This window comes from Bacillus manliponensis (genome assembly GCF_000712595.1).
GTDB classification, from domain to species: domain Bacteria; phylum Bacillota; class Bacilli; order Bacillales; family Bacillaceae_G; genus Bacillus_A; species Bacillus_A manliponensis.
In genome coordinates this window covers 1-19,528 of record NZ_JOTN01000023.1, presented here as the reverse complement: position 1 = coordinate 19,528, position 19,528 = coordinate 1, and the positions used below count along the sequence as shown (strand labels likewise).

33 protein-coding genes are annotated in these 19,528 nt (G+C 38.6%); 31 read left to right on the top strand and 2 right to left on the bottom strand.

Translation table 11 applies throughout. The features are described from left to right. Positions 1–15 precede the first annotated feature (15 nt). From rpsQ to BAMA_RS19520, 29 genes are all read left to right on the top strand, one after another. Positions 16–279, top strand: a complete 264-nt coding sequence (gene rpsQ / locus BAMA_RS19660) for a 30S ribosomal protein S17 (protein ID WP_011983253.1) — start codon at positions 16–18, stop codon at positions 277–279. 43 nt (positions 280–322) lie between these two features. Further along, positions 323–691, top strand: a complete 369-nt coding sequence (gene rplN / locus BAMA_RS19655) for a 50S ribosomal protein L14 (RefSeq protein ID WP_034642597.1) — start codon at positions 323–325, stop codon at positions 689–691. Positions 692–728: 37 nt separating this feature from the next. Continuing rightward, positions 729–1,040, top strand: coding sequence for a 50S ribosomal protein L24 (rplX, locus tag BAMA_RS19650; RefSeq protein ID WP_034642596.1), 312 nt, complete (start codon positions 729–731; stop codon positions 1,038–1,040). 26 nt (positions 1,041–1,066) lie between these two features. Next, positions 1,067–1,606, top strand: a complete 540-nt coding sequence (gene rplE / locus BAMA_RS19645; RefSeq protein WP_034642594.1) for a 50S ribosomal protein L5 — start codon at positions 1,067–1,069, stop codon at positions 1,604–1,606. A gap of 33 nt (positions 1,607–1,639) precedes the next feature. Then, positions 1,640–1,825 carry a 30S ribosomal protein S14 gene (gene rpsN / locus BAMA_RS19640; RefSeq protein WP_001085700.1) on the top strand — a complete coding sequence of 62 codons (186 nt, stop codon included), beginning with the start codon at positions 1,640–1,642 and terminating at the stop codon, positions 1,823–1,825. A 29-nt stretch (positions 1,826–1,854) separates the two neighbouring features. Beyond that, the gene (gene rpsH, locus BAMA_RS19635) at positions 1,855–2,253 is read left to right on the top strand and encodes a 30S ribosomal protein S8 (protein ID WP_034642592.1); all 399 of its coding nucleotides are present in this window, start codon (positions 1,855–1,857) and stop codon (positions 2,251–2,253) included. Between the two features lie 27 nt (positions 2,254–2,280). Further along, positions 2,281–2,820, top strand: a complete 540-nt coding sequence (gene rplF / locus BAMA_RS19630; protein ID WP_034642590.1) for a 50S ribosomal protein L6 — start codon at positions 2,281–2,283, stop codon at positions 2,818–2,820. 40 nt (positions 2,821–2,860) lie between these two features. Continuing rightward, complete coding sequence (rplR, locus tag BAMA_RS19625; RefSeq protein ID WP_034642588.1) at positions 2,861–3,223, top strand: 50S ribosomal protein L18; 363 nt, start codon at positions 2,861–2,863, stop codon at positions 3,221–3,223. Between the two features lie 21 nt (positions 3,224–3,244). Beyond that, positions 3,245–3,745, top strand: a complete 501-nt coding sequence (rpsE, locus tag BAMA_RS19620) for a 30S ribosomal protein S5 (protein ID WP_034642587.1) — start codon at positions 3,245–3,247, stop codon at positions 3,743–3,745. A gap of 16 nt (positions 3,746–3,761) precedes the next feature. Beyond that, positions 3,762–3,944: a 50S ribosomal protein L30 gene (gene rpmD, locus BAMA_RS19615; protein WP_020062307.1), complete on the top strand. Its 183-nt coding sequence runs from the start codon at positions 3,762–3,764 to the stop codon at positions 3,942–3,944. Between the two features lie 33 nt (positions 3,945–3,977). Then, positions 3,978–4,418, top strand: coding sequence for a 50S ribosomal protein L15 (rplO, locus tag BAMA_RS19610; protein ID WP_034642585.1), 441 nt, complete (start codon positions 3,978–3,980; stop codon positions 4,416–4,418). Beyond that, positions 4,418–5,719 (top strand): preprotein translocase subunit SecY, encoded by a 1,302-nt coding sequence (gene secY / locus BAMA_RS19605; RefSeq protein ID WP_034642584.1) that lies wholly within the window; start codon positions 4,418–4,420, stop codon positions 5,717–5,719. The genes rplO and secY overlap by 1 nt, the downstream gene beginning before the upstream one ends. Before the next feature lie 60 nt (positions 5,720–5,779). Then, positions 5,780–6,430: an adenylate kinase gene (locus BAMA_RS19600; RefSeq protein WP_034642582.1), complete on the top strand. Its 651-nt coding sequence runs from the start codon at positions 5,780–5,782 to the stop codon at positions 6,428–6,430. Beyond that, the gene (gene map / locus BAMA_RS19595; RefSeq protein WP_034642581.1) at positions 6,430–7,176 is read left to right on the top strand and encodes a type I methionyl aminopeptidase; all 747 of its coding nucleotides are present in this window, start codon (positions 6,430–6,432) and stop codon (positions 7,174–7,176) included. Before BAMA_RS19600 ends, map begins: the two co-directional genes overlap by 1 nt. A 67-nt stretch (positions 7,177–7,243) precedes the next feature. Then, positions 7,244–7,462, top strand: a complete 219-nt coding sequence (infA, locus tag BAMA_RS19590; RefSeq protein ID WP_001029884.1) for a translation initiation factor IF-1 — start codon at positions 7,244–7,246, stop codon at positions 7,460–7,462. Between the two features lie 35 nt (positions 7,463–7,497). After that, a complete protein-coding gene (gene rpmJ, locus BAMA_RS19585; protein ID WP_000868344.1) occupies positions 7,498–7,611 on the top strand; it encodes a 50S ribosomal protein L36 in 114 nt (37 codons plus the stop codon). Between the two features lie 21 nt (positions 7,612–7,632). Next, entirely contained in the window at positions 7,633–7,998 is a 366-nt protein-coding gene (gene rpsM, locus BAMA_RS19580; RefSeq protein ID WP_034642577.1) for a 30S ribosomal protein S13, read from the top strand. A gap of 25 nt (positions 7,999–8,023) precedes the next feature. Next, complete coding sequence (gene rpsK / locus BAMA_RS19575) at positions 8,024–8,413, top strand: 30S ribosomal protein S11 (protein WP_034642576.1); 390 nt, start codon at positions 8,024–8,026, stop codon at positions 8,411–8,413. A 181-nt stretch (positions 8,414–8,594) separates the two neighbouring features. Further along, a complete protein-coding gene (locus tag BAMA_RS19570) occupies positions 8,595–9,539 on the top strand; it encodes a DNA-directed RNA polymerase subunit alpha (RefSeq protein WP_034642575.1) in 945 nt (314 codons plus the stop codon). A 36-nt stretch (positions 9,540–9,575) separates the two neighbouring features. After that, positions 9,576–9,938 carry a 50S ribosomal protein L17 gene (rplQ, locus tag BAMA_RS19565; protein ID WP_000331490.1) on the top strand — a complete coding sequence of 121 codons (363 nt, stop codon included), beginning with the start codon at positions 9,576–9,578 and terminating at the stop codon, positions 9,936–9,938. A 108-nt stretch (positions 9,939–10,046) separates the two neighbouring features. Beyond that, positions 10,047–10,889: an energy-coupling factor ABC transporter ATP-binding protein gene (locus BAMA_RS19560; protein WP_034642574.1), complete on the top strand. Its 843-nt coding sequence runs from the start codon at positions 10,047–10,049 to the stop codon at positions 10,887–10,889. Further along, positions 10,865–11,731: an energy-coupling factor ABC transporter ATP-binding protein gene (locus BAMA_RS19555; RefSeq protein WP_034642573.1), complete on the top strand. Its 867-nt coding sequence runs from the start codon at positions 10,865–10,867 to the stop codon at positions 11,729–11,731. The genes BAMA_RS19560 and BAMA_RS19555 overlap by 25 nt, the downstream gene beginning before the upstream one ends. A gap of 2 nt (positions 11,732–11,733) precedes the next feature. Beyond that, on the top strand, positions 11,734–12,528 hold the full coding sequence (locus tag BAMA_RS19550) for an energy-coupling factor transporter transmembrane component T family protein (RefSeq protein ID WP_034642572.1): 795 nt from the start codon (positions 11,734–11,736) through the stop codon (positions 12,526–12,528). 14 nt (positions 12,529–12,542) lie between these two features. After that, positions 12,543–13,286 (top strand): tRNA pseudouridine(38-40) synthase TruA, encoded by a 744-nt coding sequence (gene truA / locus BAMA_RS19545; RefSeq protein WP_034642673.1) that lies wholly within the window; start codon positions 12,543–12,545, stop codon positions 13,284–13,286. Positions 13,287–13,443: 157 nt separating this feature from the next. Further along, positions 13,444–13,881, top strand: coding sequence for a 50S ribosomal protein L13 (rplM, locus tag BAMA_RS19540; protein WP_034642569.1), 438 nt, complete (start codon positions 13,444–13,446; stop codon positions 13,879–13,881). A gap of 21 nt (positions 13,882–13,902) precedes the next feature. Then, positions 13,903–14,295 (top strand): 30S ribosomal protein S9, encoded by a 393-nt coding sequence (rpsI, locus tag BAMA_RS19535; protein ID WP_011983273.1) that lies wholly within the window; start codon positions 13,903–13,905, stop codon positions 14,293–14,295. A 168-nt stretch (positions 14,296–14,463) separates the two neighbouring features. Then, positions 14,464–14,889, top strand: coding sequence for a DUF2521 family protein (locus tag BAMA_RS19530; RefSeq protein WP_034642565.1), 426 nt, complete (start codon positions 14,464–14,466; stop codon positions 14,887–14,889). Between the two features lie 67 nt (positions 14,890–14,956). Continuing rightward, entirely contained in the window at positions 14,957–15,670 is a 714-nt protein-coding gene (gene cwlD, locus BAMA_RS19525; protein ID WP_034642563.1) for an N-acetylmuramoyl-L-alanine amidase CwlD, read from the top strand. Positions 15,671–15,812: 142 nt separating this feature from the next. Beyond that, positions 15,813–16,880, top strand: a complete 1,068-nt coding sequence (locus BAMA_RS19520) for an Mrp/NBP35 family ATP-binding protein (protein ID WP_034642561.1) — start codon at positions 15,813–15,815, stop codon at positions 16,878–16,880. Between the two features lie 16 nt (positions 16,881–16,896). On the opposite strand, the gene gerD is transcribed toward BAMA_RS19520, so the two are convergent. Beyond that, entirely contained in the window at positions 16,897–17,484 is a 588-nt protein-coding gene (gerD, locus tag BAMA_RS19515; protein ID WP_034642559.1) for a spore germination lipoprotein GerD, read from the bottom strand. A 138-nt stretch (positions 17,485–17,622) separates the two neighbouring features. Between gerD and BAMA_RS19510 the strand changes: the two genes are divergently transcribed. Continuing rightward, entirely contained in the window at positions 17,623–18,234 is a 612-nt protein-coding gene (locus BAMA_RS19510; protein ID WP_034642557.1) for a KinB-signaling pathway activation protein, read from the top strand. A 12-nt stretch (positions 18,235–18,246) separates the two neighbouring features. Here the strand turns inward: BAMA_RS19510 and pdaB are convergent, their stop codons facing one another. Next, positions 18,247–19,008: a polysaccharide deacetylase family sporulation protein PdaB gene (gene pdaB / locus BAMA_RS19505; RefSeq protein ID WP_034642555.1), complete on the bottom strand. Its 762-nt coding sequence runs from the start codon at positions 19,006–19,008 to the stop codon at positions 18,247–18,249. Between the two features lie 163 nt (positions 19,009–19,171). Here pdaB and BAMA_RS19500 point away from each other — a divergent pair, with 163 nt between their 5' ends. Further along, a complete protein-coding gene (locus BAMA_RS19500) occupies positions 19,172–19,390 on the top strand; it encodes a hypothetical protein (protein ID WP_034642553.1) in 219 nt (72 codons plus the stop codon). Positions 19,391–19,528: the final 138 nt, after the last annotated feature.

The window sequence follows — 19,528 nt, the reverse complement described above, 5'->3', positions numbered from 1 at the left end:
GGGGAGGTTTGCAAAGTGAGCGAACGTAACCAACGCAAAGTTTATACTGGTCGTGTTGTATCTGACAAAATGGACAAAACGATTACAGTTTTAGTTGAAACTTACAAAACTCATTCCTTGTACGGAAAGCGCGTTAAGTATTCTAAGAAGTACAAAGCGCATGATGAGCAAAACCAAGCAAAAGTTGGCGATATCGTTAAAATCATGGAAACTCGCCCGCTTTCTGCTACTAAGCGTTTCCGTTTAGTTGAAATCGTTGAAGAAGCGGTTATTATCTAAATAGACGAATCGGAATTTTAAGTCCGAAGGGAGGTTTCATAACATGATCCAACAAGAATCTCGTTTGAAAGTTGCTGACAACTCTGGTGCACGTGAACTTTTAACAATTAAAGTATTAGGTGGTTCTGGCCGCAAATATGCTAACATCGGTGATATTATCGTTGCTACGGTAAAACAAGCAACACCAGGTGGCGTTGTTAAAAAAGGTGACGTTGTTAGAGCAGTAGTAGTACGTACGAAGAGCGGTGCTCGTCGTCCGGATGGTTCTTACATTCGTTTTGATGAAAACGCAGCAGTTATCATTAAAGACGATAAGAGCCCACGTGGTACTCGTATCTTCGGACCAGTAGCTCGTGAATTACGTGATAGCAACTTCATGAAGATTGTTTCTTTAGCTCCAGAAGTTCTATAATTAAAGGTATTGCCTTGCTAAGGAGGTGCGAATTAAGATGCATGTAAAAAAAGGTGATAAAGTACAGGTAATCACTGGTAAAGACAAAGGAAAACAAGGCGTTATCCTTTCCGCTTTCCCAAAAGAAAACCGTGTTATCGTTGAAGGTGTTAACATCGTCAAGAAGCACTCTAAGCCATCTCAATTAAATCCACAAGGTGGAATCATCACGAAAGAAGCACCAATTCACGTATCTAATGTTATGGTATTAGATCCGAAAACTGGTGAACCTACTCGCGTAGGCTTCAAAGTGGAAGATGGTAAAAAAGTTCGTATTGCTAAAAAATCTGGTGAATTATTAGATAAATAATTTTCTTAAGAAAGGAGGTCACTTCATTGAATCGCCTTAAAGAGAAGTTCCAAAAGGAAATTACTCCTGCTCTAATGAGCAAGTTTAACTATAAATCTGTAATGCAGGTGCCAAAGATCGAAAAGATCGTTATCAACATTGGTGTTGGTGATGCGGTATCTAACTCTAAAGCATTAGACAATGCTGTAGAAGAATTAACTCAAATCGCAGGTCAAAAACCTGTAATCACTCGCGCTAAGAAATCTATCGCTGGTTTCCGTCTTCGTGAAGGTATGCCAATCGGTGCAAAGGTTACTTTACGCGGTGAGCAAATGTATGAGTTCTTCGACAAATTAGTATCTGTTTCTTTACCACGTGTACGTGATTTCCGTGGTGTATCTAAGAAATCTTTCGATGGTCGTGGTAACTATACATTAGGTGTTAAAGAACAGTTAATTTTCCCTGAGATTGATTATGATAAAGTAAACAAAGTCCGCGGTATGGACATCGTAATCGTTACTACAGCGAAAACTGACGAGGAATCTCGTGAACTTTTAACACAATTCGGTATGCCATTCCAAAAATAATGGAAGCCAACGCTAAGTAGAGGAGGCGAAAACGTGGCTAAAAAATCTATGATTGCGAAACAAAAGCGTACTCCTAAGTTTAAAGTACAAGAGTATACACGTTGCGAGCGCTGCGGTCGTCCGCATTCTGTATACCGCAAATTTAAACTTTGCCGTATTTGTTTCCGTGAACTTGCATATAAAGGTCAAATTCCTGGTGTTAAAAAAGCTAGTTGGTAAAACCCACAAATGGGAAGGAGGTAAAACACATGGTGATGACAGATCCAATTGCAGATATGCTTACTCGCATCCGTAATGCGAACATGGTACGTCATGAGAAATTAGAAGTTCCTGCTTCTAAAATCAAAAAAGAGATCGCTGAACTTTTAAAACGTGAAGGTTTCATTCGTGATGTAGAATACATTGAGGATAACAAACAAGGTATCCTACGTATTTTCCTGAAATATGGTGTAAACAACGAACGTGTAATCACTGGATTAAAACGTATCAGTAAACCTGGCTTACGCGTATACGCAAAAGCTGATGAAGTACCACGTGTACTTAACGGATTAGGTATCGCTCTTCTTTCTACATCTAAGGGAGTAATGACAGACAAAGACGCTCGTCAATTACAAACTGGTGGAGAAGTAGTAGCATACGTTTGGTAATATTTAAACGAACGGAGGTGTGACAACATGTCTCGTATTGGTAAAAAGATTCTTGAAATCCCTGCAGGTGTTACTGTAACTGTAGCAGAAGATAACACTGTAACAGTAAAAGGCCCTAAAGGTGAAATGACTCGTACATTTAATGCTGATATGGCTATCAAACTTGAAGAAAACATCCTAACAGTAGAGCGTCCTTCTGATCAGAAGGAACACCGTTCACTACACGGTACAACTCGTGCTTTACTAGGAAACATGGTTGAAGGTGTAACTACAGGTTTCACTCGTAACCTTGAATTAATCGGTGTTGGTTACCGTGCACAAAAACAAGGTGACAAACTTGTTTTAAACGTAGGTTACTCTCACCCAGTTGAAATGACTCCTGAAGCAGGTCTTGAGGTTGAAGTTCCTGCTCCAACTAAGATCGTAATCAAAGGTATCGACAAGCAACGCGTTGGCGAATTCGCTGCAAACGTTCGTGCTGTACGTGCTCCAGAGCCATATAAAGGCAAAGGTATTCGTTACGAAGGCGAAGTTGTTCGTCGTAAAGAAGGTAAAACTGCGAAGTAAACTCGCTAGCTAACATTGCTGAGAGAAAGGAGTGACAAGAATGATCACTAAAGCTGATAAAAATGCGACTCGTAAGAAAAGACATGCACGTGTACGTGCTAAACTTACTGGTACTGCTGAACGTCCACGTTTAAACGTGTTCCGTTCTAATCAACACATTTATGCTCAAGTTATTGATGATGTAAACGGTGTAACATTAGTAAGTGGATCTACTCTTGATAAAGACCTTGCTCTTAACGGTACTAGCAACGTTGAAGCTGCTACAAAAGTTGGCGAATTAGTTGCAAAGCGTGCTGTAGAGAAAGGCGTTAAAGAAGTAGTATTTGATCGCGGTGGTTACTTATACCATGGCCGTGTTAAAGCTCTAGCTGAAGCTGCTCGTGAGGCTGGCTTACAATTTTAATGGTCAAAGGAGGGAAAATTAATGCGTCGCATTGACCCAAGTAAATTAGAACTTGAAGAACGTGTAGTTACGATCAACCGTGTTGCGAAAGTTGTTAAGGGTGGACGTCGTTTCCGCTTTGCTGCACTTGTTGTAGTTGGTGACAAAAACGGTCATGTTGGATTCGGTACTGGTAAAGCGCAAGAGGTACCAGATGCAATCCGCAAGGCTATCGAAGATGCTAAGAAAAACTTAATCGAAGTACCATTAGTTGGTACTACAATTCCACACGAAATCATCGGTCGTTTCGGAGCTGGTGAAGTATTCCTAAAACCTGCTTCTGAAGGTACTGGAGTTATCGCTGGTGGTCCAGTTCGTGCGGTTCTTGAGTTAGCTGGTGTACAAGATATTCTTTCGAAATCTCTTGGAACGAACACACCAATTAACATGATCCGTGCTACTGTGAATGGATTAAAAGATCTTAAGCGTGCTGAAGATGTTGCAAAATTACGCGGTAAATCTGTAGAAGAGCTACTAGGTTAAGAAGGAGGGAAAACAAATGGCGAAAAAGTTAGAAATTACCCTCACTCGTAGTGTAATTGGTCGTCCGCAAGATCAACGCGCGACTGTAGAAGCTTTAGGTCTTAAAAAGTTGAATTCAACTGTAGTTAAGGAAGAAACTCCTGCTATTCGCGGTATGATCAACAAAGTTTCTCACCTTGTAACTGTAAAAGAAGCTTAATGATAACTCATTAATATAAGGAGGTGCCTGGGAATGAAACTTCATGAATTAAAACCTGCAGAAGGTTCTCGTAAAGTACGTAACCGTGTTGGTCGTGGTATCGGTTCTGGTAACGGTAAAACTGCTGGTAAAGGTCATAAAGGACAAAACGCACGTTCTGGCGGCGGTGTTCGTCTTGGCTTTGAAGGTGGTCAAACTCCATTATTCCGTCGTTTACCAAAACGCGGCTTCACAAACATTAACCGTAAAGAGTTTGCTATCGTAAACTTATCAGTGTTAAACCGTTTTGAAGATGGTACAGAAGTAACACCTGAATTATTGCTTGAGACTGGCGTTATCAGCAAATTAAATGATGGTGTTAAAGTTCTTGCAAGCGGTGCAGTTGAGAAAAAATTAACTGTGAAAGCTCACAAGTTCTCTTCAAGTGCAAAAGAAGCAATTGAAGCAGCTGGCGGAACAGTTGAGGTGATCTAATGTTTCGTACAATCTCCAACTTTATGCGCGTTGCTGAGATAAGAAATAAAATATTATTCACTTTAGCTATGTTAATTGTGTTTCGTATTGGTACATTTATCCCAGTACCACATACGAACGCAGATATGCTGAAAGCGCAAGACCAGTTGAATGTACTAGGTATTTTGAATACATTCGGCGGAGGAGCTTTGCAAAACTTCTCTATCTTTGCGATGGGAATCATGCCGTACATTACAGCATCCATCATTGTGCAATTATTGCAGATGGATGTTGTTCCTAAGTTTACGGAATGGTCAAAGCAGGGTGAAATGGGCCGTCGAAAGTTAGCTCAATTTACTCGTTACTTCACGATTGTTCTTGCGTTTATTCAAGCTATCGGGATGTCAATCGGATTTAACAATATGGCAAATGGACAATTAATTGTGGATCCTGGCTGGTCAACTTATTTATATATTGCTACGGTGCTTACTGCTGGTACTGCATTCTTAATGTGGTTAGGTGAGCAAATTACCGCAAAAGGAGTAGGAAACGGTATTTCTATTTTGATTTTTGCAGGTATTGCCGCAGCTATCCCAAATATTATAAATCAAGTGTATGCTCAGCAGTTCCAGAATGTGGGAGACCAATTGTTTATCAGCATTGTTAAAATTGTATTGATTTTACTTGCTATTTTAGCGATGGTTGTTGGTGTTATTTACATTCAACAAGCGGTGCGTAAGATCCCAATTCAATACGCAAAGCGCGTAACAGGAGGAAATAGTGGTCATACTGGAGCACAAAATACGCACTTACCACTTAAGGTAAATAGTGCGGGTGTTATTCCAGTAATTTTTGCTGTTTCATTCTTGATGACGCCCCCGCTAATTGCGCAGTTCTTCTCAGGTAACAAAGTCGCAGAGTGGATTATTACTAACTTCAATTATACTCACCCTGTGGGTATGACAATATATGTTGCACTTATTGTAGCATTCACTTATTTCTATGCGTTTGTACAGGTGAATCCTGAACAAATGGCAGAGAATTTAAGTAAACAAGGTGGATATGTTCCAGGTATTCGTCCGGGTAAGAATACAGAACAATATCTAACTACAATCTTGTATCGTTTGACCTTTGTAGGTGCGATCTTCCTGGCATTAATTGCAATCTTACCGGTAGTCTTTATCGAAATTGCAAATCTGCCACAGTCAGCGCAAATTGGCGGAACGAGCTTACTGATTGTTGTCGGTGTTGCATTGGAGACAATGAAACAACTTGAGAGTCAGTTAGTGAAACGTCATTACAAAGGATTTATCAAACAGTGAGTTTGTTGGGAAGAGAAATCTTCCCTCCACGCTCATTCATGACATGAGGGGGGAATACCGATGAACTTAATTTTAATGGGGCTTCCTGGTGCTGGTAAAGGCACACAGGCCGAACAAATTGTAGCCAAGTATAACATCCCTCACATCTCAACAGGAGATATGTTCCGTGCAGCAATGAAAGATGAGACTGAACTTGGTTTACAAGCAAAATCTTTTATTGATAAAGGTGCACTTGTTCCAGATGAAGTAACAATCGGAATCGTTCGTGAACGTTTAAGCCAAGAAGACTGTGTAAAAGGCTTCTTATTAGACGGTTTCCCACGAACAGTTGCACAGGCATCTGCTCTTGAAGAGATCATGAAAGATCTTGGTAAACAGATCAACTACGTGTTAAACATTAATGTTGATTCTGGACTTTTACTGAAGCGTCTTACAGGTCGTCGTATCTGTAAAGATTGCGGTTCAACTTACCACTTAGAATTCAATCCGTCAGCGAAAGAGGGCGTGTGCGATAAATGTGGTGGCGAACTGTATCAGCGTTCAGATGATAACGAGGAAACAGTAGCAAATCGTCTAGAAGTGAATATTAAGCAAACAAAGCCATTGCTTGATTTCTACGAAGAGCTAGGTTACTTGAAAAACATTAATGGTGAGCAACATATCGAGAAAGTATTTACTGATATCGATGTTCTCATCGGAGGCTTAGCGTAATGATCATTTGCAAAACTCCTCGCGAAATAGAAATTATGCGAGAAGCTGGCAAGATTGTTGCTTTAACTCATCAAGAGTTGAAGAAGCATATTGCCCCAGGAATTACAACGAAAGAGCTCGATCAAATAGCGGAAAAGATGATTCGAAAGTATGGTGCTACACCATCTTTTAAAGGATACAATGGATTTCCGGGAAGCATCTGTGCTTCTGTAAATGAAGAGCTCGTACATGGGATTCCAGGAAAGCGCAAGCTCCAAGAAGGCGATATTATAAGTATCGACATTGGTGCGAAATATAATGGATATCATGGAGATTCTGCATGGACGTATCCAGTAGGAAACATTTCAGAATCTGTTCAAAAGCTACTTGATGTCACAGAAAAATCGTTGTATCTTGGTCTAGAACAAGTAAAACCAGGCGAAAGATTATCTAACCTTTCTCATGCGATTGAAACGTATGTAGAAGGAGAGGGATTCTCGATCGTTAGGGAGTATGTTGGTCATGGAATCGGGCAAAACTTACATGAAGACCCTCAAATCCCGCACTATGGTCCACCGAATAAAGGCCCTAGATTAAAGCCGGGAATGGTGATTTGTGTTGAGCCGATGGTGAACCAAGGAAGACGATATGTTAAAACACTATCTGATGACTGGACAGTGGTAACGGTAGATGGTAAATGGTGTGCTCACTTTGAACACACGATTGCTCTTACAGAAGCAGGATACGAAATCCTTACCACTTTATAAGTAGCAGCTCTCCGGGATTTCAGAACAGTGTCAAACGTTACTGATTTGAAGAAGGGAGAACATTTGAATGGCTAAAGATGATGTAATTGAAGTCGAAGGTACCGTTCTTGAAACGTTGCCAAATGCTATGTTCAAAGTAGAATTAGAGAATGGGCATGTCGTATTGGCTCACGTTTCTGGTAAAATCCGTATGAACTTCATTCGTATTTTACCAGGAGACAAAGTTACGGTAGAATTATCTCCGTACGATTTAAATCGTGGTCGTATTACGTACCGTTTTAAATAATATAGCACTCCGTAATCTTTAAGGAGGTTCGAGACATGAAAGTAAGACCGTCAGTTAAGCCGATCTGCGAAAAATGTAAAGTTATTCGTAGACGTGGAAAAGTAATGGTTATTTGTGAAAACCCTAAACATAAACAAAAACAAGGTTAATCTGAAGGAGGTGTATTCGGAATGGCACGTATTGCAGGTGTAGATATTCCTCGTGACAAACGCGTTGTTATTTCTTTAACTTATGTATTCGGCATTGGTCGTACAACTGCTGAAAAAGTTCTAGCTGAGGCTGGAGTTTCTGAAAATACTCGTGTTCGTGATTTAACGGAAGACGAATTAGGTCGTATCCGTGACGTTATCGACCGCATTAAAGTTGAGGGTGACCTTCGTCGTGAAGTTTCTCTTAACATTAAGCGTCTAATGGAGATCGGTTCTTACCGTGGTCTTCGTCACCGTCGTGGTTTACCAGTTCGTGGTCAAAACTCTAAAAACAATGCTCGTACACGTAAAGGTCCACGTCGTACAGTAGCAAACAAAAAGAAATAATTAAGTAAAGGAGGTTGAACTAGTTATGGCACGTAAAACAAACACTCGTAAAAAACGTGTGAAAAAGAATATTGAAGCTGGTATCGCTCATATTCGTTCTACTTTCAACAACACAATTGTAACACTTACAGATACTCATGGTAACGCACTTTCTTGGTCAAGTGCTGGTGCTCTTGGTTTCCGTGGATCTCGTAAATCTACTCCATTCGCTGCACAAATGGCTGCTGAAACAGCTGCAAAAACAGCTATGGAGCACGGTTTAAAAACTTTAGAGGTTACTGTTAAAGGTCCTGGTGCTGGTCGTGAAGCTGCAATTCGTGCACTTCAAGCTGCAGGTCTAGACGTAACAGCAATTAAAGATGTTACTCCAGTACCTCATAATGGATGTCGTCCGCCAAAACGTCGTCGTGTGTAATTTTTCTGTATAGATTTTTCCCTATTGTCTATAATGGATATGATGCATTATCGAGAAATTTCGTACAGAAACATCGCTTGTTGTGCACAATCGGGAACTGCCTAAGGGGGACTTTCGGTTAGACAAAGGTGTTTTCCTGTGTCTAACCGAGGTTTCGACGTTTTGAAGGAGGGTTTAGTTAATGATTGAGATTGAAAAACCGAAAATCGAAACGGTTGAACTTAACGAAGATGCCAAGTATGGTAAATTCGTGATTGAACCGCTTGAGCGTGGATATGGAACTACTTTGGGTAACTCCTTACGTCGTATCCTGTTATCCTCACTCCCTGGTGCCGCTGTAACTGCTATCCATATCGATGGCGTTTTACACGAATTTTCGACAGTTGAGGGCGTAGTAGAAGATGTTACAACTATCATCTTAAACTTGAAAAAGTTAGCTCTTAAAATCTACTCTGATGAAGAGAAGACGCTCGAAATCGATGTACAGGGCGAAGGTGTTGTCACAGCTGCTGATATTACTCACGATAGTGATGTTGAAATCTTAAATCCAGATTTATACATTGCAACGTTAGCAAAGGATGCGCATTTCCGCGTGCGTTTAACTGCAAAGCGTGGCCGTGGGTATACGCCAGCTGATGCAAATAAAAGCGAAGATCAACCAATAGGAGTAATTCCTATTGACTCTATTTATACTCCAGTATCACGTGTGACTTACCAAGTGGAAAAGACACGTGTCGGACAAGTTGCGAATTATGATAAACTTACGCTTGATGTTTGGACGGATGGAAGCATCGGGCCAAAAGAAGCTATCTCTTTAGGTGCAAAGATCTTAACGGAGCATTTAAACATCTTCGTTGGTTTAACTGATGAAGCTCAAAATGCTGAGATCATGGTTGAAAAAGAAGAAGATCAAAAAGAAAAAGTTCTTGAGATGACTATCGAAGAGCTTGATCTTTCTGTTCGCTCTTACAACTGCCTAAAACGTGCAGGTATTAATACTGTACAAGAGCTTGCGAACAAGACAGAAGAAGATATGATGAAGGTTCGTAACTTAGGACGTAAATCCTTAGAAGAAGTAAAGCATAAACTAGAAGAACTAGGTTTAGGCTTACGTAAAGACGACTGAGGATTTTAGAATTACCAACAAAGGAGGGAACTACGAATGGCATACAGAAAATTAGGCCGTACAAGTGCGCAACGTAAAGCTATGTTACGTGACTTAGCTACTGATTTAATTATCAACGAGCGCATCCAAACGACAGAGACTCGTGCAAAAGAACTTCGTTCTGTAGTGGAAAAAATGATCACTTTAGGTAAACGCGGAGATCTTCATGCTCGTCGTCAAGCTGCAGCATTCATTCGTAATGAGGTTGCTAATGCTGAGACTGGTCAAGATGCATTACAAAAGTTATTCGCTGATGTAGCTCCACGCTACGCTGAGCGTCAAGGCGGATACACTCGTATTGCGAAAATTGGTCCACGTCGCGGTGACGCTGCACCAATGGTAATTATCGAGTTAGTATAATTATAACAAAAGGGCAGGACAGTACTTTTTAAGTAACTGGTCATGGCCCTTTTTTTTTAAATATGGAAATATAAGTACTTGATTCGATTATATAAAAGGGTGATTGAAGTGAAGAGAGAGAAACTCAGTGTGAAAAACATATCGTTTCAATACCCTGGAGCTAATTCTTATGCCTTGCAAGATGTCTCATTTTCCTTATATGAGGGAGAATGGGTGTCTGTTATTGGACAGAATGGATCAGGGAAATCTACGTTAGCAAAGTTATTAAACGGTTTGTTTTTATCAGAAGTAGGAACGATTACTGTAAATAATGAGACAGTTTTGTCTGAAGAAACGGTATGGGATATCCGAAAACAAATCGGAATGGTATTTCAAAATCCTGATAATCAATTTGTCGGTACGACGGTACAAGACGATGTTGCTTTTGGACTGGAGAACATTGGCGTGCCACGTGAAGAAATGATAGAGCGAATGGATAAGGCATTGCGTCTTGTGCGGATGGAAGAGTTTCAAAATGCCGAGCCACATACGTTGTCAGGGGGACAAAAGCAGCGCGTTGCAATTGCAGGAGTTTTAGCACTTCAGCCATCTATTTTAATTTTAGATGAGGCAACATCTATGTTAGATCCACAGGGGCGACGCGAAGTAATAGAAACTGTTAAAGAACTAGTTACAACAAAGGGGATAACAGTACTTTCAATTACGCATGATTTAGAAGAGGCCGCACAGTCAGATCGTGTTATTATTTTAAATCAAGGTGAAATTCTAAAAGAAGGAACACCAGAGCATATTTTTCGCTCACCACATATGCTTCAACAAATTGGTCTGGATGTACCATTTTCAGTGAAAATAGCAGAATTATTAAAAAGAAATGACATTCCTTTACAAACAACGCATCTTACAATGGAAAGTTTGGTGAACGAACTTTGGAGATTACATTCCAAACAGTAGAACATCGTTATCAATATAAAACCCCATTTGAAAGGCGAGCTTTATATGATGTGAATCTTTCTTTCTCAAGTGGCGGGTATTATGCTATTATTGGGCATACTGGTTCAGGAAAGTCTACGATGATTCAACATTTAAATGGATTATTGCAGCCAACAAGCGGAACAGTACAAATTGGTGATTATACGATTTCTGCTAAGAAGAAAGAAAAAAAATTAAAGCCTCTTCGAAAAAAAGTAGGGGTTGTTTTTCAATTTCCAGAACATCAACTATTTGAAGAAACAGTTGAAAAAGATATTTGCTTTGGCCCTTTAAACTTCGGAGTATCAGAAGAAGAAGCAAAGCAAAAAGCAAAAGATGCAGTCCGACTAGTAGGGTTAGATGAAGAGTTGTTAGAGCGCTCTCCATTTGAGTTGAGTGGGGGACAAATGAGACGTGTGGCCATAGCTGGTGTACTTGCAATGGAACCCGATGTACTCGTATTAGATGAGCCAACAGCAGGATTGGATCCAAAAGGTCAGCATGAGCTTATGGAAATGTTCTATCGCCTTCATAAAGAAAAAGGACTTACTGTTATTCTTGTTACCCATGATATGGAGGTTGCTGCAAAGTATGCGGATCAAATTGTCGTGATGCATAAAGGAACGGTCCTTTTGCAAGGAACATCAGAGGAAGTATTTTCGCATACGGAAAAATTAGAGCAAATTGGTGTCGCACTCCCAATGTCACTCCAGTATAAACATGCAATTGAGAAGAAATTTGGTATTTCAATTCCTAAAGCCACCTTATCTCTAGAAGAGCTTACAGAAGAAATCGAAAAAGTGTTACGAAAAGGTGGGCGCTAACGATGCAACAGTTGATTATTGGAAGATACATCCCGGGACAATCGATAATCCATAAATTGGACCCTCGTACAAAGCTGTTAATCGTTTTTTTATATGTATTTGTTGTATTTTTAGCAAACAATGCAATTTCATACGGGATTTTATTTTTATATGCTCTTATTGCTTTGTTTCTTGCAAAAGTGCCGATCCGGTATGTTATTTCCGGATTGAAGCCAGTTCTTTGGATATTTCTGTTCACGTTTTTCCTCCATATTTTCACAACAAAAGAAGGAGAAGTGTTACTTGAATTAGGCTGGTTTTCAATTTATGAAAAAGGATTGCAGCAAGGAATTTATATTTCCGTACGTTTTTTAGTTATTATTTTTATGACGACGTTACTAACATTAACGACAACACCAATTGAAATTACCGATGGAATGGAGACGTTGTTACATCCTTTAAAGAGTATAAAAGTACCCGTCCATGAAATTGCATTAATGATGTCCATTTCACTTCGTTTTATCCCTACCTTAATGGAAGAGACAAGTAAAATTATGAAAGCACAAGCTTCTCGAGGGATTGATTTCGCTGGCGGGCCATTAAAAGAACGTGTAAAGGCAATTATATCGTTGCTTGTTCCACTTTTTATTAGTGCGTTTAAGCGTGCTGAGGACTTAGCAATTGCAATGGAAGCGCGAGGATATCAAAGTGGTGAAGGGCGTACAAAGTTTAGACAGCTTCAATGGAAAATGCTTGATACGCTCACGATAATCAGTTTAGGTTGTTTAGTGTGTATTTTAGTATGGGTGCGGTCATAATGGAGAATAGAAAAATGGAAAGAATAAAATGTACAGTTGCATACGATGGTATGGGCTTTTGTGGGTTTCAAATCCAGCCTCAGCATCGCACCGTGCAGCAAGAGATAGAAAAAGCACTCCAAAAGCTTCATAAAGGAGAGCAAGTGCGTATACAGGCATCTGGAAGAACGGATTCTACCGTTCATGCCAAAGGACAAGTTATTCATTTTGATACACCATTGTCGCTCGATGAAAGGCAATGGGGGAACGCTCTGAATACACTTTTACCAGATGATGTCATTATTGTACAAGTAGAAAAGAAAACAGAGGACTTTCATGCAAGATATGGCGTAGTGAAAAAGGAATATCGCTATCGTGTACATGTATCAAAAATAGCGGATGTATTCCGGAGAAACTACGCATATCAGTATGGTTACCCACTTGATATACAACTTGTTCAAAAAGCAATTCCTTATTTAATTGGAACACATGATTTTACTTCTTTTTGTTCGGCAAAAACTGACAAAAAAGATAAAGTGCGCACAATTTATGAAATTGAACTAATCGAACAAGGTGATGAAATTATTTTCCGTTTTGTCGGGAATGGTTTTTTATATAATATGGTCCGAATTCTTGTTGGAACGCTACTTAGCGTAGGGCAAGGGAAGATAGATCCAGACAGTATTCCAGAGATTTTACAAAAGATGGATCGCCGCTTTGCTGGGAAGATGGTACCAGGTCATGGCCTTTATTTATGGGAGGTAAACTATAACAACTAATCCTGGTGTAACATTTGCTTGACATTAGATTCCCAGAAAGGTATCATAACATATGGTATTGTTTCTAAAACCGCGATTAGCCCCGGAAGGAAATCGTGTTTAAGAATAAACAATAGATTTTTTCTTATAGAAAAGATAATGATTAGGAGGGAAACAAATGCGTACGACTTTTATGGCAAAAGCTAACGAAGTTGAGCGTAAATGGTATGTGGTTGACGCTGAAGGTAAAACTTTAGGCCGCCTTTCTACTGAAGTAGCATCCATTTTACGTGGTAAAAACAAACCAACATTTACACCACACGTTGACACGGGTGATCATGTAATTATTATTAACGCTGAGAAAATTCATTTAACAGGTAATAAATTAAACGATAAAATTTACTACCGTCACACTAACCACCCAGGTGGACTTAAGCAAAGAACAGCTCTAGAAATGCGTACAAACTACCCTGTACAAATGTTAGAGCTTGCTATTAAAGGCATGCTTCCAAAAGGACGTTTAGGACGTCAAATGTCTAAGAAATTAAACGTGTATGCTGGATCTGAGCATCCACATCAAGCACAAAAACCAGAAGTTTACGAACTTCGCGGATAATCATTTAAAGGAGGGCTTACTTTGGCACAGGTTCAATACTATGGTACTGGACGTCGTAAGAGTTCAGTAGCACGCGTTCGCCTAGTTCCAGGCGAAGGACGCGTTATCATTAACGGTCGTGATTTTGAAAACTATATCCCATTTGCTGCATTACGTGAAGTAGTGAAACAACCTCTAGTTGCAACAGAAACTTTAGGTAACTACGATGTACTTGTAAACGTAAATGGTGGTGGATACACTGGTCAAGCTGGTGCAATCCGTCACGGTATCGCTCGTGCTTTACTAAAAGCAGACCCAGAATACCGTTTAACTCTAAAACGTGCTGGTCTATTAACTCGTGACGCACGTATGAAAGAGCGTAAAAAATACGGTCTTAAAGGCGCACGTCGTGCACCTCAGTTCTCAAAACGTTAATTTTTGCGAACAAAAACCTCAGTCTATTGGCTGGGGTTTTTTTATTTCTTCTTTTTTGAATTTCTTCTCATATTTCCCTCTTCTTTGGAATATTTTAGTGCTACCTTCTTGCGTATGCTTCCGATTTAGAAGTTTAGACTAATACGTACATAGGGAGGTTTAAGTACTATGAATGTCATTGTTAGCCTAAAAGAAAAACAAAAAGAAAAACAGATTAAATATGAACGTAAAATGTTACGTGAATTATCATTAAAAACATTAAGAGAAAATATACGTAATTCTTTTTCGATGGATACCTTCCATTGCCAACATGAAGATTATTGTATTGAACTTGGGATTGAATCCTATTTGCTCGGAGCACGTTATAGTAAATTTGGGTATTATGGAGAATCTTTTATAGATGTGAAAAGCAGATCTTCCCAAGAAGAGTTTCAATTAACAGAATTACTGTTTCATTTTTTGACAAGCATGCCATTTTTAAATGACACAAGTAAAGAAGAAAAGTTATATGAATCATGTCAACGTTTTATTAGTGCCTGGTGGCAGGAAGGGTACGAAAAAGGTGAGAGAAGATATCGTCTAAAGCTTCACTAAAGAAAATCATAAACTTTCCTCTTGTCCCATATAAGTAAGTAGAGGGACTAGCTGGAGGAGGAAAGTTATGAAAAGGATTCGGATTATCTCGTTTTTGTTAGCGGTAGTTGTATTTTTTTTCCTTATAAAAGAAGAATTTCAAATTACAGACTCATGGCGCGCTTGGAATTTACCGTTATCCGGGAAGGTGATTGTTTTAGATGCTGGACATGGCGGCCCAGATGGAGGAGCGGTTGGTGGTAAAGATATTGTGGAAAAAGATATTACACTTGAAATTACAAAAAAAGTACGTGACTATTTGCAAGAACAAGGTGCTCTTGTTATTTTAACGAGAGATGGCGATTATGATTTAGCAAATAAAGATACGAAGGGATATAGTCGTCGGAAGGTAGAAGATTTAAAAAAACGCGTCCAAATTGTTAATGATTCAGAAACAGATTTTTTTGCGAGTATTCACCTTAATGCGTTGCCGAAAGGAAATTCTCGAGGCGCTCAAACATTTTATTATCGTTCGTTAGGCGAGAATGAACGTGCGGCGAAATTTATTCAAGCAGAGCTTCGTACGAGCTTAGAAAATACGAACCGTTCAGCAAAAACAATTTCACATGTATATTTATTAAAGCATGCAAAACCTCCAGGCGTATTGATTGAAGCTGGTTTTTTATCAAATGTAAATGAGCGCTACTTGCTAAATTCAGAAAAATACCAGCAAAAAGTAGCAGCAGCTATATATCGTGGGATATTACGATATTTCACAGAAGAAGGAACTCCTCCAGAATAAGGGGGAGTTCCTTCTGTTAACGAAGTTTTCCGAAAATATGATATACTGAGAATGAAAACGCATTTATTTTAGGTTAACAATGACATGTGAATAAGAACCCAATTCATATCATTTTAATTTCGTACAGGGGGATGGGCTGATTATGATAACGAAAGAACAAGTAGTGGGAGTACTTGAAGGGATTACTGATCCGTTTCTACATAAAACATTACAAGAAACAAATGCGATTAAAGAAGTAACAGTAAAGGAAGACAAGCAGCATGTAAGTGTGAAAGTAGCGATTGTAAAAACAGGAACAGCTGAACAAATGCAACTGCAAACAAATATTGTAAAGCTTGTTAAGGAGCTTGGAGCAGCGACAGTTGGTTTAAGATTTACGGAGTTTACTGAAGAAGAGCTTGCTATACTTGCTCCACAAGAGGAGGAAGTGCAGAGTGAGTCTTTATTAGCACCAAATTCAAAAACAACATTTTTAGCGGTAGCAAGTGGTAAAGGTGGCGTTGGAAAGTCAACAGTATCTGTTAACCTTGCTATATCTCTTGCGCGTCTAGGGAAAAAAGTAGGGATTGTTGATGCTGATATATATGGATTTAGTGTGCCGGATATGATGGGAATTGAGAAACGTCCAATTGTACGTGGCGATAAGATTATTCCAGTAGAGCGTTTTGGAGTAAAAGTTATTTCAATGGGCTTTTTCGTAGAAGACAATGCTCCTGTCATTTGGCGTGGACCAATGCTTGGAAAAATGTTAAATCATTTCTTTACAGAAGTAGAGTGGGGAGATTTAGATTACTTAGTATTAGATTTACCACCAGGAACAGGAGATGTAGCATTAGACGTACATTCGATGCTTCCGGCTTGTAAAGAAATCATTATTACAACACCGCATCCAACAGCTGCTTTTGTAGCGGCAAGAGCTGGTGCAATGGCATTGCGTACAGAACACGAAGTTATCGGTGTTGTGGAAAACATGGCTTATTTTGAAAGTAAAGTAACCGGTGAAAAAGAGTATGTGTTTGGAAAAGGTGGAGGCGATAAATTGGCGGAGGAATTGCAAACGACAGTTTTAGGGCGTATTCCACTGCAGCAACCAGATTGGAACGAAGAAGACTTTGCGCCATCTGTGTATGAGGAAACACATCAAACGGGTGTCATTTATAGTAAAATTGCAGAACGAATAATTGAAAGAATAGAAGCAGTACAAAAATAAACCTCTCTAGAGAGGTTTATTTTTGTTCACTTTTTTGTTCGTCTTTACCGCCACTCTTTTCAGACTTTCCGATATTTTTACTAATTTCCTCAATCATTTTCGCTTGGAAAAGTGGGTTTTGAGCAGTATCAGCTAATACTTGTTGCAAATGTTGACGGTATTCTTTGCTTTTCATTGTTTGTAGCATTAGCTTTTCAACTTCAGGATTTTTCATAATCTCCATGACTCCGGCTTGATAATCAGGGTCTTTTAATAAAGATTTCATTAAGTTGGCTTGTTCTTTTTGCATACTCTTTGCAAAGTTTGCAGCGAATTTTGGGTCTTGAAATAATTTTTCCCAAAGTTGTTGGCCCTTTTCGGATACCATTGTATCTTCAATCGTTTTTTTTACGACTGCTTCATCTAATATAAGAGCTTGTTTCATTTTTTCATCTGTTAATACATCTTGGATTGCTTTTTTACCTTGATCGGTCTTTAAAATATCGACAATCATTTTCTTTGTTTGGTCATAGTCGAGCTCGGATTTCGCTTCTTTTTCTTGTGCACATGCGGTTATAGATATAAAGAGGATGGAAGAGACCAAAATGAGCAGAATCCGTTTCATGAATCAGGGCTCCTTTCAAGCGTTTCTCCTTTTTAATATAAATATCTTGAGGGAATTTATACATTTTCATGGGTAGCTTTTTAAAATTGTCGTTGTTACAATTTAATTAGGAAATATATAGATAATGGGGGATGTGTTGTGAATAGCCGAAAATGGGTACATCTATTTTTGACGACTTTACTTCTTGGAGGAAGCAGCACGGTTTTTATTGGGTTCGTTTTAGGGTGGGACAAATACGGTAAATTTTTTAAAGATTTTGACGGAATGGAAATTTTAATGGTTTCCTTCTGGTTTCTTGGTGTAGGTTTTATTTTTAGTGTAATTAGCCAAATGGGCTTCTTTGCATATTTGACCGTTCATCGTTTCGGGTTAGGGATGTTTAAATCAGCTAGATTATGGAATATGGTACAAGTATTTTTTATTATTTTTGTTTTGTTTGATTTTGTCTATTTACGGTCTGTATTAATTGAAAATGGGAGTGAATTTGTTTGGAATAACATTTTCATGGCAGCAGCTGTATTTATGTTTGGTATTATCGTTGCGTATATCAAAAGTAAAGAGACGAATAAAGGTGCCTTCATTCCAGCCCTTTTCTTTATGGTAGTTGTAACGATTGTTGAGTGGGTACCAGCGTTACGTATTAACGATACAGATTGGTTATACTTAATGGTTATACCGTTATTAATATGTAATACATATCAAATGTTAGTATTACATCGTTTAGTTGGGACAAAAAAAGCCGATGCTTAAGCATCGGCTTTTTTAATCTACATCTTTACTATTTGATTTTGTATTTGCGATAAGTTGTGAAACAGAAACATGTTCATATTTCTCATTTTCTAGTTTTTGAAGAAGGAGCGGTAATGCCTTATTTGTCTGTAAAGCTGAATCAGAAGCATGGAGTAAAATAATATCCCCACCTCGAAGGTTATCAGAAATGTTTGTTATAATTTTATTGACTCCAGGATTTTTCCAATCATGTGAATTGTTGCTCCAATGAACAACAGTATACCCAAGAGAATCTGCAATTTTTAAGACTGTTTTATTAAAATTACCATTTGGAGGGCGTAGTAGTTGTATCTCTTTTATGCCAAGTTTTTTGAAAACATCCTGCGCTTGAAGAAGATCTTTTCGAATCTCATTTGCCTCTAGTGAAGTATAGTCTTTATAGTTGTAGCCCATACTTCCAATTTCATGTCCATCTTTTACAATTCTTTCGACAATATCAGGGTGTCTTTCTGCCCAAGCAGCGGAGAGGAAAAATGTAGCGTTTTTAATGTTATTTTCTTTTAGTGTATTTAGTATAGGTAGTGCTTTTCTATCCCCCCAACTAATATCAAAAGTTAATGAGACTTGTTTTGAGGAATCTTCCCCTTTGTAAATTACTTTCGGACCGGTTTTTGTTGAAAAGGTAGATTGGTGAGAATAGGTTTGTAAAAATAAAAACCAAGCTGTAAATAGAGAAAGTAAGATAATTAAGCTTAATTGTTTCAACTTATGTTTATCTGTTACGGAGAAGAACAATGTGATATCCCCCCTTTGTCCAATTCTTTTCAGTTACTTATATGCATAAATAGGAGAAAAGAGAACTGAACGATTAACATTATAGGAAAAGGATATAATGAATGAGAGAAAAGAAATGCCACGATAGCAGAAAACATAGTTCCTAAAATATAGAGGTGGATGAATGATAGGATTATTAGTTACGAAAAAAGAAATGAAAGAAATGGAGTATATATTAAAACGTGAACTAGATGAATTGCTATTTGATTTTACAGATGATCGTATTCATGATGTTGTGAAAAAAACAATGGAAGAGCGTTATAAGATTGTGTTTACTTTGTTTACGAAGATTGCAAATCATGAAGAGTGTATACGTTATGTAAGAAAACGAGTTTTTTATTAAAAAGGTATTGACGATAGTATTTAATATATGGTAAATTAAATCTCGTCGCTGATGAACAAATACATCAAGCGAAAAAAGAAAAAAACTTGGTTGACATTAAATAACTAAGATGTTAACATAAGGAAGTCGCCAAATGAG